12 protein-coding genes are annotated in these 11,913 nt (G+C 68.1%); 9 read left to right on the forward strand and 3 right to left on the reverse strand.

The features are described from left to right. Positions 1-36 precede the first annotated feature (36 nt). From KUV67_11395 to rnr, 3 genes are read right to left on the reverse strand one after another with little or no spacing between them, the layout of a single operon-like run. Positions 37-615 (reverse strand): nucleoside deaminase, encoded by a 579-nt coding sequence (locus KUV67_11395; GenBank protein ID MBY6205486.1) that lies wholly within the window; start codon positions 613-615, stop codon positions 37-39. Continuing rightward, positions 612-1,349: a 23S rRNA (guanosine(2251)-2'-O)-methyltransferase RlmB gene (gene rlmB, locus KUV67_11400; GenBank protein ID MBY6205487.1), complete on the reverse strand. Its 738-nt coding sequence runs from the start codon at positions 1,347-1,349 to the stop codon at positions 612-614. Before rlmB ends, KUV67_11395 begins: the two co-directional genes overlap by 4 nt. Then, positions 1,346-3,586 carry a ribonuclease R gene (gene rnr / locus KUV67_11405; GenBank protein ID MBY6205488.1) on the reverse strand — a complete coding sequence of 747 codons (2,241 nt, stop codon included), beginning with the start codon at positions 3,584-3,586 and terminating at the stop codon, positions 1,346-1,348. The genes rlmB and rnr overlap by 4 nt, the downstream gene beginning before the upstream one ends. A gap of 131 nt (positions 3,587-3,717) precedes the next feature. Here rnr and KUV67_11410 point away from each other — a divergent pair, with 131 nt between their 5' ends. From KUV67_11410 to KUV67_11450, 9 genes are all read left to right on the forward strand, one after another. Next, complete coding sequence (locus tag KUV67_11410; GenBank protein ID MBY6205489.1) at positions 3,718-5,355, forward strand: LysM peptidoglycan-binding domain-containing protein; 1,638 nt, start codon at positions 3,718-3,720, stop codon at positions 5,353-5,355. Next, positions 5,348-6,196 carry a M23 family metallopeptidase gene (locus tag KUV67_11415; protein ID MBY6205490.1) on the forward strand — a complete coding sequence of 283 codons (849 nt, stop codon included), beginning with the start codon at positions 5,348-5,350 and terminating at the stop codon, positions 6,194-6,196. The genes KUV67_11410 and KUV67_11415 overlap by 8 nt, the downstream gene beginning before the upstream one ends. Positions 6,197-6,209: 13 nt before the next feature. Beyond that, the gene (locus KUV67_11420) at positions 6,210-7,061 is read left to right on the forward strand and encodes a hypothetical protein (GenBank protein MBY6205491.1); all 852 of its coding nucleotides are present in this window, start codon (positions 6,210-6,212) and stop codon (positions 7,059-7,061) included. 178 nt (positions 7,062-7,239) lie between these two features. Beyond that, positions 7,240-7,713, forward strand: coding sequence for a 30S ribosomal protein S6 (gene rpsF, locus KUV67_11425; protein ID MBY6205492.1), 474 nt, complete (start codon positions 7,240-7,242; stop codon positions 7,711-7,713). A gap of 3 nt (positions 7,714-7,716) precedes the next feature. Then, positions 7,717-7,941: a 30S ribosomal protein S18 gene (rpsR, locus tag KUV67_11430; protein ID MBY6205493.1), complete on the forward strand. Its 225-nt coding sequence runs from the start codon at positions 7,717-7,719 to the stop codon at positions 7,939-7,941. Positions 7,942-7,949: 8 nt separating this feature from the next. Further along, positions 7,950-8,414 carry a 50S ribosomal protein L9 gene (gene rplI, locus KUV67_11435; protein MBY6205494.1) on the forward strand — a complete coding sequence of 155 codons (465 nt, stop codon included), beginning with the start codon at positions 7,950-7,952 and terminating at the stop codon, positions 8,412-8,414. Positions 8,415-8,644: 230 nt separating this feature from the next. Then, on the forward strand, positions 8,645-10,021 hold the full coding sequence (dnaB, locus tag KUV67_11440; GenBank protein ID MBY6205495.1) for a replicative DNA helicase: 1,377 nt from the start codon (positions 8,645-8,647) through the stop codon (positions 10,019-10,021). Positions 10,022-10,647: 626 nt separating this feature from the next. Further along, positions 10,648-11,292, forward strand: a complete 645-nt coding sequence (locus KUV67_11445) for a hypothetical protein (protein MBY6205496.1) — start codon at positions 10,648-10,650, stop codon at positions 11,290-11,292. Next, positions 11,289-11,726, forward strand: a complete 438-nt coding sequence (locus tag KUV67_11450; protein ID MBY6205497.1) for a hypothetical protein — start codon at positions 11,289-11,291, stop codon at positions 11,724-11,726. Before KUV67_11445 ends, KUV67_11450 begins: the two co-directional genes overlap by 4 nt. Positions 11,727-11,913: the final 187 nt, after the last annotated feature.

Here is an 11,913-nt window from a genome sequence, read left to right on the forward strand (position 1 = left end):
GTGGTGAACGCGGGCTGAACCCGCGTGCCCGGCCGCTCAGCCGGGGTTGTAGATACGGCTGCCGCGGGCGGCATAGTCGTGGAGAACGGCGGCGGCCTCGGGCTGCATCAGGCCGGTCACGACCTCGATGCCGCGGCGCTGCAGCATGCCGATCCAGTCGTCCATCCGCTCGCCCTCGTCGAAGCCCGTGACCTCGGCGTCGTTCTTGGTCGCGCCGCACAGCACGCGCTTCACGCCGGACCAGGGGATCGCGCCAAGGCACATCGCGCAAGGCTCGCAGGACGTGACCAGCTCCAGTTCGCCGTGCTCGGCCAGGTTCCAGTCGCGAAGGCGCGCCTGGGCGAGACTGAGCGCAACGATCTCGCCGTGCGCGCTGCTGCAGGCGTCGGGCTCGACCCGGTTGACGCCGGCGGCGACGAGGCGGCCGTCGGCGGACGTGACCAGCGATCCGAAGGGTCCGCCGGTGCCGCGCTCGACGTTTTGCCGGGAAAGCTCGACGGCCGCCGCCATGCGCGCTTCGTCGTCGGCGTAGCGCTCGGGCTGGGCGGCCAGCCAGTCGTCGAACCAGTCGGGCAGCTCGATCCGGAAGGCGGACGGGTGGGGCCGGTCGATCATTTCGCGCCCCGCTGGCGCACGGCCTCGAACAGCGCGATGCCCGTCGCGACGGAGACGTTCAGGCTTTCCATGGAGCCAGGCATCGGGATCTTCGCCAGTTCGTCGCAGCGCTCGGCGGTCAGGCGGCGCAGGCCCTTTTCCTCGCTGCCCATGACCACGATGCGCGGGCCCCTGAGGTCGATGTCGTGGATCGATGTCCCGGCCTCGCCGGCCAGGCCGACCGCCCAGACGCCGGCCTGCTTGAGGTGCTCGAGGGCGCGGGCCAGGTTGGCGACCTCGACCAGCGGCACGACCTCGGCCGCACCGGCGGCGGCGCGGCGGGCCGCGGGACTCAGCGGCGCGGAACGATCGCGCGGCACCAGCACCGCATCGACGCCGGCAGCGGCCGCCGAGCGCAGGCAGGCGCCGAGGTTGTGCGGGTCCTGCACCTGGTCGAGGGCGAGCAGCAGAAGGTCGCCGCCCCGTGCCTCGACCAGCGCGTCGAGTTCGGCTTCGCTCATCGGCTCGACCGGCCGGAACTCGGCGACCACGCCCTGGTGGGTCTCCCCCCCGGTCTGCTTGTCCAGCGTGCCGGCCTTCGCGGCCTGGACCGGGATGCCGGCGGCCTTCGCGCGGCCCACCAGCGCTTTCACCCGCGGGTTGTCGCCGGCCACCCAGAGCTGGAGCACGCGCTCGGGGCTGCGCTCGATCAGGGCCTCGACGGCATTGATGCCGCCGGTCTGCTCGCGTCTCATTGCTTCCGGCCTCCGCGCTTGCCGCTGCCCTTGCCCTTGCCTTTGCCGCTGCGCCGAGCCTTCTTCTTCGCGGGCTTGCGTCCGCCGGCGCGCTTGTTCGCATCCTCCGCGTCGCCTTCGCCGGCGATCCGGAAGTCGATCTTGCGCTCGTCGACGCTGACCGACAGCACCTCGATGCGGACCGGGTCGGCCAGGCGGAAGCGCAGGCCGCGGCGTTCGCCGGTCAGCACCCGGCCGGTCGGGTCGAAGTGGTAGTAGTCGTTCGGCAGGGAAGTGATGTGCACGAGTCCGCTGACGCCCATCTCCGGCAGTTCGACGAACACGCCGAAGCCGGTCACGCCGGTGATCACGCCGTCGAACTCGTCGCCCACGTGGCGCTGCATGAACTGGCACTTCAGCCGCTCGTCGACCTCGCGGCTGGCGTTCTCGGCGCGACGCTCCAGGTACGAGCACTCGCGGCCGAGCTCGGCCATCTTCTTGGCCGAGTAGGGGTAGTCCTTCTTCGGCTGGCGACGCAGCCAGGATTTCAGCGCCCGGTGCAGCAGCAGGTCGGGGTAGCGGCGGATCGGCGAGGTGAAGTGCGAGTACGCGTCCAGCGCCAGGCCGAAGTGGCCCTTGTTCTCGGGCTGGTAGACCGCCAGCGCGAGACTGCGCAGCAGCACGGCGTCGACCAGCGGCGCGATCGACGAGCCGCGGGCCTTCTTCTGGATCCGGGTCAGGTCGGCCGGCTTCGGCTCGTCGCTCCAGTTCGGCGTCAGGCCATGGGCCGACAGGAACGCTTCGAGCTCGCCGAGCTTGTCCGGCGGGGGCACGTCGTGGACCCGGTAGAGCACCGGCCGTTCGATCGTCTCGGCGGTCTTCGCGGCCTGTACGTTGGCCGCGATCATGCACTCCTCGATCAGCTTGTGCGCGTCGTGGCGGGTACGCCGGCGCAGCTGCTCGACCCGGCCGTCGGGGTCGAACACGAAGTTGACCTCGCTGGAGTCGAAATCGATGGCGCCGCGCTGGTCGCGCTTCTTCGCCAGCAGGCGGTAGACCTCGTAGAGATGATCGAGATTCTCGCGAACGTGGGCGAAGCGCTCGTTCAGCGCCTCGTCGCCGTGCTCGACGATGTGGCGGACCTGGTCGTAGGTCAGGCGCGCCTGGGAGCGCATCACGCCCTCGGCAAAGCGGCTCTTCGTGACCTTGCCCTTCGCGTCCAGGGTCATGTCGCAGACCATCACCAGGCGGTCGACGTCCGGGTTGATCGAGCACAGGCCGTTCGACAGCGCTTCCGGCAGCATCGGCACGACCTGGTCCGGGAAGTAGGTCGACGTGCCGCGCTTCTGGGCCTCGTCGTCGAGCGCCGATCCGGGCGTCACGTACTCGGCGACGTCGGCGATCGCGACGATCACCCGCCAGCCGTCGCCGCGGGGCGCGGCGTAGACCGCGTCGTCGAAGTCGCGCGCGTCGGCGCCGTCGATCGTGACCAGCGGCAGGTCGCGCAGGTCCAGCCGGCCCTTCGCCCGTTCGGGGTCGATCGAATCGCCGAAGGCCTCGGCCTCGCGGATCACCTCGTCGGGGAAGGCCGCGGGAAGCTGGTGGTTGAAGATCGCGATCTGGGTGGCCATGCCCGGTTCGTCGGCCTCGCCCAGCACGCTGACGATCACGCCGACGGGGCTGCGTTTGAAGCTCGGCGGGCGGGTGATGCGGGCGACCACGATCTTGCCCGGCGCCAGGCCGTCGGCGGACGGTTCGGGAATCAGGACATCGTGGTTCAGTTTCGGGTCGTCGGGCACGACCATCGCCACGCCGCTTTCGATCACGTAGCGGCCGACGATCTGCTGGTGGGCGCGCTCGAGCACCTCGACGATCTGGCCCTCCTTGCGGCCGCGGGCGTCGACGTTGGCCACGGAGGCCAGCACGCGGTCGCCGTCGAACACCAGGCTCATCTGGTGCGGGGGCAGGAACAGGTCGTCGCCGCCCGTGTCGTCGGCATCGTCGGCGACGAAGAAGCCGAAGCCGTCGGCGTGGGCGCTGACCCGTCCGCGGATCAGGTCCATGTTCTCGGTCAGGCCGTAGGCGGCGCGCCGGTTCCTGACGACCCGGCCCTCGCGGATCAGTTCGAGCAGCAGCGGCTTGATCTGACGGTCGGATTCCTCATGGGAGAGTCCGAGGTTCTCGGAGAGTTCGCGGCGCGTGACCGGGCGGCCCGCGTCGCGGAGCATGTCGAGCAAGGTGTCCGAAGTGATCTTCAAGCGTTTTCCGTGGTCGGTGACTTGCCGCCATTGTACGGGTGTGACGGGGTTCTCTTGACCTTGTCCATCGATCGGACATACTCTCGACTGGTTTTGTGTCGAACGATGACGAAGGGGTAAGAAGAACCCGCATGCCTGTGAATCACAACGAATTTTTAACAAACCGCCGGACCGGTCGCCGGTTCCGGGCCGGAATTTCCCTGCTCGCGATGGCGGTCCTGGCCGGTTGCGCGGTCGAGACCCGCGACGAGCCCGTCGACGATCGTCCGGCCGCGATCTCGGAAGTCGAACCGTCGCCGTCGGACCCGTTCCAGGCCGTCGACGAGGCCTTCGAGCGCCTGGCGCTGGAGCGCACGGTGCCCACGCCCGGCGACACCGTTCCCGTGTCGGTCTGGCCGCGGCTGGTCGATCGCTTCGCCCTCTCGGACTGTCCGGCCGACAGCAGCGCCGCCCGCTGGGCTCGCTGGTACGCCGACAACGACGACTACCTCGAACGCGTGTTCGTACGCGCCCAGCCGTGGATCCACGAAATCGCCAACGAAGTCGAGGCCCGCGACCTTCCCGGCGAGCTCGCCCTGCTACCGGTGGTCGAGAGTGCCTTCGACCCCTTCGCCTATTCGCACAGCCGCGCCGCCGGCCCGTGGCAGTTCCTCAGCGGGACCGCACGCGATTTCGGCATCGAGATCAACGACTGGTACGACGGTCGCCGTGACTTCGTCGCATCGACTGCCGCGGCGCTGGACTACCTGGAATACCTGAACGGCCTGTTCGACGGCGACTGGCCGCTGTCGGTCGCCGCCTACAACGCCGGCCAGGGCCGTGTGATGCGGGCGATGCGCCGCAACGCCGCCCGGGGCCGCGGGACGTCCTGGGACGAACTGCCGCTGCCGCGCGAGACCCGCGGCTACGTGCCCAAGCTCAAGGGCCTGGGCTGCCTGGTCCAGGCGCCGGAGCGCTACGGCTTCGAGCTGCCCGAGCTGCTCGACGAGCCGCGCGTGGCACGGCTGGACCTGGACGGGCCGGTCGACGTGGTCGCGCTCGCGCTCCGTGCCGAACTCGACCTGGCCGAGCTGGTGAGCCTCAACGCGGGGCTGAACAAGCATCGAACGCCGCCGTCGGGGCCGCACTACCTGGTCGTGCCGATCGACGATCTCGACCGGGCGCAGGCCGCGCTGTCGGACCTGCCGGCCGAGGCGCCCGTCGACTGGCAGCAGGTGCGCGTCCGGCGGGGCGATTCGCTCTCGGTGCTGGCGCGACGCCACGGCACCACCGTGGCGGACCTGAAGCGGGCCAACGGCCTGACCAGCGACCGCCTGGTGGCCGGTCAGACGCTCCGCCTGCCGGGGGCGATCGACGTCGACAGCCCCTCGACCGAGCCCGCCTACGCCGAGGGCTATCGCCAGCTGGTCGCCCTGCAGCAGCAGCTGCTGCCGACCGACCGCTTCATCCACCGCGTGCGCTCGGGCGAGAGCCTCTGGGTCATCGCGCGGCGCTACGGGCTCGGCGTGCGCGAGCTGCAGCGCATGAACGGCCTGGGATCGAACGACCTGATCCGGCCCGGCCAGCGCCTGGTCATCGAGACCGGACGCCAGCCGCCGCCGGCCGCGCAGCCGACCCGCTACGTGGTTCGCCGCGGCGATTCCCTGTGGAACATCTCGCGCCGTCACCAGGTCGGGCTGCAGCAGTTGATGCGTTTGAACGATCTCGACGACGACAGCGTGCTGCGCCCCGGCCAGGAGCTCATCCTTCGGTCGAGCAGCGATGCGTAGGCTGCTGATCTGCATCGCGTTCCTGGCCTGCGTGGGGCCGGCCGCGGGGCAGGTCCCGACCCTGACCGGCGAACTCGTCCAGGGCGGGCTGCTGTTCGGCGAGGCACCGGCCGACCATCGCGTTCTGCTCGACGGCGAGCCGCTGGCTCGCAGCGCCGACGGCCGGTTCCTGATCGGTTTCGCGCGCGACGAAGCGGCCGCGAAGACCCTGACCGTGATTGCACCGGACGGCGAGCGCTACGAGCGCGACCTGGTCCCCGCCGAACGCGAGTTCGAAATCCAGCGGATCGACGGCCTGCCGCCGTCGAAGGTCACGCCGGACCCCGAGTCGCTGGAGCGGATTCGCGCCGAAGCCGCCATGACGCGGGCCGCGCGCGAGCGGGTCGATGACCGGACCGACTTCGCCCACGGCTTCGTCTGGCCGCTGACGGGGCCGATCACCGGCGTCTACGGCTCCCAGCGCATCCTCAACGGCGAACCGCGCAGCCCCCACTGGGGGATCGACATCGCGGCGCCGACCGGTACCCCGGTGCGCGCACCGGCGGGCGGCATCGTCACCCTGGCCCACGACGACATGTACTTCTCCGGCGGCACGCTGCTGATCGACCACGGGCTGGGCCTGAGCTCGGCGTTCCTGCACCTGCACCGCATCCTGGTCGAAGAGGGCCAGCGGGTGGAGCAGGGCGACGTGATCGCCGAGGTCGGCGCCACCGGCCGGGTCACCGGACCGCACCTGGACTGGCGCATGAACCTCGGATCGACCCGCGTCGATCCCGGCCTGCTGTTGCCGGGATTCCCGAATCCGCCCGACGCGTCGACGGCGGATGCCGGTGGCGACTGAGCGGCAGCCGCGCGTGAGGTTGCTGCCCGCCGTCGCGCTGGCGGCGCTTGTCGGATGCGCCGGCACGCCGCAACGGGCCACCGACCCGTCGCAGCCGGGGCCGGACATCGTCGCCGAGCGCCTGATCGGGCGCTACGTCGGCCAGTCGCCGGGCCGCGAGGCACTGCCCGTGGCCTTGACGATCCGGCGCCAGAGCGTGCCCGGCGTCGTTCCCGTGATCATCGAGCTGGCCCAGCAGGCCGCCGGGGAGGCTGCACGCCGCTTCGCGGTCTCGATCGCGCCGACGGCCGTACCGTTCCGGGTCGAGGGCGTGTTCGCGCCGCTCGGTGCCGACGACGCAGCGGTCGGCGACTGTCCGCTGACCGGGACGATCCGCGACGACGGCGTGGTCCTGACCACGGACGCGACGACCTGTCGCTTCGGGAGCGGCGACGCGGACGTCGGGCTGGTCAAGGAAATCGCCTTCGACGGCGAGCGATTGCTGATCGCGGACCGCGTGGTGGCGGCCGATGGCGCCTCGCGCGGCGACGACCGGGTGATCGAGTTCCTGCCGGTGCATCGCTACCGGGGATGGGCCGGGCGCCGGGACGACGGCGGCGACGCCTGGCGCCGCGCCGAGGATGTCGCGCTGACTTCCGACGGCCGGTCCGCCGCGCTGCTCGACGCGGCCGGCATGCCGCTGGGCGTGGAGGTCGAGCTGGCCCCGTACTGGCCGGGCGCCGACGGTGCGGTGCTGCTGCGCCTGCGCGCCTTCGACGCCGAGACCGGCGCGCCGATCGGCCAGGCCTGGGCGGATACGGGCGCCCGGGCGCTGGGCCTGGCGGTCGAGGACTTCCAGGTCGGCCTGGAACGCGTCGGTCGCTAGCCGGGCCCGACGCAACGTGAAGCGTTCGGCCTTGTCCACAACTCACTGATCCTGCTATACTTGCCGGCTTGCGCGATTCTGCGCAGACCTTGCTCCACGGCGGTCGCACGGCCGACCGGGGGCTTTACCGGTCCGGCGGCGCGGTTGCCCCGGACGGTTCAACCAGAAGGAGAGTTCATTGAGACACTATGAAATCGTTTTCCTGGTCCACCCGGACCAGAGCGAGCAGGTGCCCGGCATGCTGGAACGCTACCGGTCGCTGGTCGAATCCAAGGGCGGGCAGGTCCACCGGTCGGAAGACTGGGGTCGTCTGCAGCTGGCCTACACGATCGACAAGCTCCACAAGGCGCACTACCTGCTGCTGAACATCGAGTGCGACAAGGAGACGCTGGACGAGCTGGAAAGCATCTTCCGCTTCAACGACGCCATCCTGCGCCACCTCACGGTCAAGCGCTCCGAGGCGGTCAGCGAGCCGTCGATCATGATGAAGCGCAAGGAAGAGAAGGACGAGCGCGAGTCGCGCCGCGGCGGCCGCCGCAGCGACAACGACGACAACGATCGCAGCGACAGCAGCGACGATGACGACGACTCGAACGACAACGATTCGGACGACACGAAGAAGGCGTCCGCCAGCGAATCCGAGGAGGCTTGATCCATGGCCAAATTCTTCCGCCGCCGCAAGTACTGCCGTTTCACCGCCGAAGGCATCACCGAGGTCGACTACAAGGACGTCGATCTGCTGAAGGACTTCGTGGGTGAAACCGGCAAGATCATCCCGAGCCGCATCACCGGCACCAAGGCCCGCTACCAGCGCCAGCTCTCGACCGCGGTCAAGCGCGCGCGCTACCTGGCCCTGCTGCCTTACTCCGACAACCACTGAGGTGCCCCATGCAACTGATTCTGCTTGAAAAGGTGCACGCCCTGGGCGACCTCGGCGACGTCGTGACGGTCAAGCCCGGCTACGGCCGGAACTTCCTGCTGCCCCGCGGCAAGGCCATCCGTGCCACCAAGGCCAACCTCGAGAAGTTCGAGGCCGAGCGTGAGGAGCTGCAGCGCCAGGCCAACGAGAAGCTGGCCGCCGCCGAGGCTCGCCGAGAGGCGATCGAAGGCGTCGAGGCCGTCGAGTTCCACGTCAACGTGTCGCCGGAAGGCCGCCTGTACGGTTCCATCAGCGCTCGCGAGATCGCCGATCGCCTGACCGAAATGGGCTACCCGGTCGAGAAGATCGAGGTCGACCAGCCGGAAGGCCCGATCCGCGAGACCGGCGAATTCACCGTCGGCCTGATCCTGCACGCAGACGTGCAGACCGAGGTCAAGATCGTGGTGGTCGGCGAGGAAGCTGCCGCCGGTTGATTACCGCCGGCCATCGGCCGCCGACATCGCTGAACCCGAAACGAGCCCGGCCTTCCGGGCTCGTTTCGTATCTCGCCGGCGCGTTCGCATCGAAGGCCGGGAAAGAGTCGGCACCGGCGCCGATGACTTGCTAGACTGATCGACCGGCCCCCGGGGCGGCATCCTTCGCCCCGACGTGTCGAATCGTCGATCCCGCGTTCCACCGCACGAACACCAGCACAGAGACCACCGTGGCCGAACCGTTCCCCACCCCGCTGAGCCCGCCGCGCCAACCGCCGAACTCGATCGAAGCCGAACAGAGCCTGCTCGGCGCCCTGATGCTGTCGGAGACGGCCTGGGACAAGGTCGCCGACAGGATCCACGAGGTCGATTTCTACCGCGAGACGCACCGGCTGATCTACCGCGCGATCGGCGAGCTGCAGGAGGATCACCAGCCCACCGACGCCGTCACCGTGGCCGACTGGTTCGTCAAGCACGACCTGCTCGACCGGGTCGACGGTGGCGCCTACCTGACCATGCTCGCCAACGACACGCCCGGGCCGTCGAACATTCTCGGTTACGCGGAGATCGTGCGCGAGAAGTCGATCCTGCGCCAGCTGATCGAGATCGGCACCGAGGTCGCCGACTCGGCGCTGAACCCGAAGGGCATGAGCAGCAAGGAAGTCCTCGAAGCGGCCGAACAGAAAATGTACGCCATCGCCGAGCAGGGCATGCGAAGCAGCGGTAGCGGCTATACGCACGTCAAGGATGTGATGTCGCGCGCCATGGACCGGCTCAACGAGCTGCAGGACAACGAGGGCGACATCACCGGCGTGCCGACCGGCTTCTCCGAACTCGACCGCCGCACCGCCGGCCTGCAGCCGACCGACCTGATCATCGTGGCCGGGAGGCCGGCGATGGGAAAAACCAGCTTTTCGATGAACATCGCCGCCGCGGCGGCAATCAAGAGCAACGTGCCGGTCGCGGTGTTCTCGATGGAAATGTCGGACCTGCAGCTGGTCCTGCGCCTGTTCTCGTCGCTGGGCCAGATCGGCCAGAACAAGCTGCGCACCGGCAAGCTCGACAACCAGGACTTCGTCAACCTGCAGTCGGCGATGAGCATGTTGAAGAAAGCCAACATCTTCATCGACGAAACCCCGGCGCTGTCGCCGACCGAACTCCGCGCCCGCGCGCGACGGATGAAGCGCGAGCACGACATCGGCCTGATCCTGATCGATTACCTGCAGCTGATGCAGACGCCGGGCAACAACGAGAACCGCGCCACCCAGATCTCCGAGATCTCCGGTTCCCTGAAGGCGCTGGCCAAGGAGCTGAAGGTGCCGGTGATCGCCCTGTCGCAGCTCAACCGCGCCCTCGAGCAGCGTCCGAACAAGCGTCCGGTCATGGCCGACCTCCGCGAATCAGGGGCGATCGAGCAGGATGCCGACATGATCCTGTTCATCTACCGCGACGAGGTCTACAACGAGGACTCGCCGGACAAGGGCAAGGCCGAGATCATCATCGGCAAGCACCGAAACGGCGCCACCGGCGAATTCTTCCTGACCTTCCAGGGCGAGTACCTGCGCTTCCGCGACTACATCGACGACCGCTACGACATTCACGAGTAGTTGGCTTCGATCGGGCGTTGGGGCTGCCTCGTTAGATGATGGACGCAACGGCGCCAAGTCCGACGGTAAGGGCGCGAGAAGGATCTTGAAAGGCGTTTTCTCGCAGAGACGCGGAGACGCAGAGGAACTTCGGCAGCAACCCCTCTACTTATCATCCCGGCCGATTGTCATGACCATCGGCCGGGACCCAGCGAATTTCCGGTCTCGCTCGAGGGCGCAGGCAATTCCCTTTAGAAGATCAGCGCGAAGACGCGAAGGCGCGAAGAGAAAACCACTCTTTGTTGGCGAGTTCCGAGACGATTCGCGTAGCCCGGGTAAGCGCAGCGCACCCGGGGAACAGCACGGCTCCTCTTCAGCTGTCATCCTCGCCGCGACCACGATCCCTGTCGTCCCGGACTTGATCCGGGACCCAGTGTCTTTGGTTTTCTTGGCCCGGGTAAGCGCTGAGAAACTGAAAGGCGTTTTTTCGCAGAGACGCGGAGACGCAGAGGAACTTCGACAGCAACCCCTCTACTTATCATCCCGGCCGATTGTCATGACCATCGGCCGGGACCCAGTGTCTTTGCTTTTCGTAGCCCGGGTAAGCGCAGCGCACCCGGGAAATTCGCTCGAGCCGACGTCCTCTCATGGTCTCGTTGACGTCGCCGCCGGGCACGGCTAGGCTGAAGGCGTGGTTCTGGCTGGGGGAACGGCATGCGAACGACGGGTCGGTATCTCTTCAGGCGACGAGAATTCGGTTCTTGGCTCATCGATTGATGCGTCACTTCCTTTCACTCGTTCTGGGTCTGCTCCTGCTGATCGTCGGCGTGGCGGTCATGGCGTGGGTCGTACAGCCCGGCCCAGTGACCACGACTTTATCGGTGGCGGACGATATCGAGCCGAATGTCGCATTGGATCGAGTGACATTCGAATGCCGGTACGCGACGGAAGAACGATGGGCGGCGGCAGCGCGGGAGGTGCAGGCGCGTATCGAGGCAGCAACGGCCTGTTCATCGGATGCGGACTGTACGCTGGAATCGTTCGGGTGTCCCTTCAAGTGTCTCAGCGCAGTGCGACTGGATGATGTCGCCGAGTTGCAGGATGTGGTCGCCGACTTCAGGGCCGATTCCTGTATCCAGTGCGCCAACACTTGCCGTGCAATCGCCCCTGGCACGCGGGCCCGGTGCGTCGAGCATCGCTGCGTCGTCGATGCGGCGGAATGGCAGTTCGTCGTTCCGTTCGAAGATCTCTACGTGCCAACTGTAGCTCCGACGTCTGAGAGCTTCGAATGAGGACGGCCTTCTCCGCCTTCATCGCCTTGATGATCACGCTGGCCCTGTTCGTGCTCATGGCGTCCTGGGTCGTCCCCCAGACGGATTCCCGGCGCTACGCGGAATGGAGTGAGGAGGCCCGCGACCGGGAGTTCCAGCGGGAGTGGGGCCGGTACGACGCGATCCAGCAGTTCGTCGACACCGCCACGGCCTGCTCCGTGGATGCCGACTGCACGATCCATGCGTTCGGCTGCCCGCTGGATTGCTACTCCGTCGTCGCCAGGGACCAGGTCGAGTTGATCGAGGAGATGAAGGACGCGGTGCACCAGGAAACCGGAATGGGTTGCATATACGCGTGTGCCGGTCCGCCCGAAGGTTCCCAAGCGATCTGTGTCGGAGGGGAGTGCCGCCTCGGTGAGCCGCAGCGGATTACCTTCGAAACGCGCGATCCGTGACCGGAACTCCAAAGACACCGTATGCCGGCTCGAGGCCGGGATGACAGGGGTAAAAGTTGCGGTCGGGGAGACAAGGAACGGCAGGACGAGCGAGCGCATTCTTCGCGCTCTTGCTTCGATCCTTCGCCCGCAAGCGGCCTCCTACAGGCAACCGCTCACCCACCCCGTCGCCCCGGCCTCGAGCCGG

This window comes from Halomonas denitrificans (assembly GCA_019800895.1).
Classification (GTDB): Bacteria; Pseudomonadota; Gammaproteobacteria; order Xanthomonadales; family Wenzhouxiangellaceae.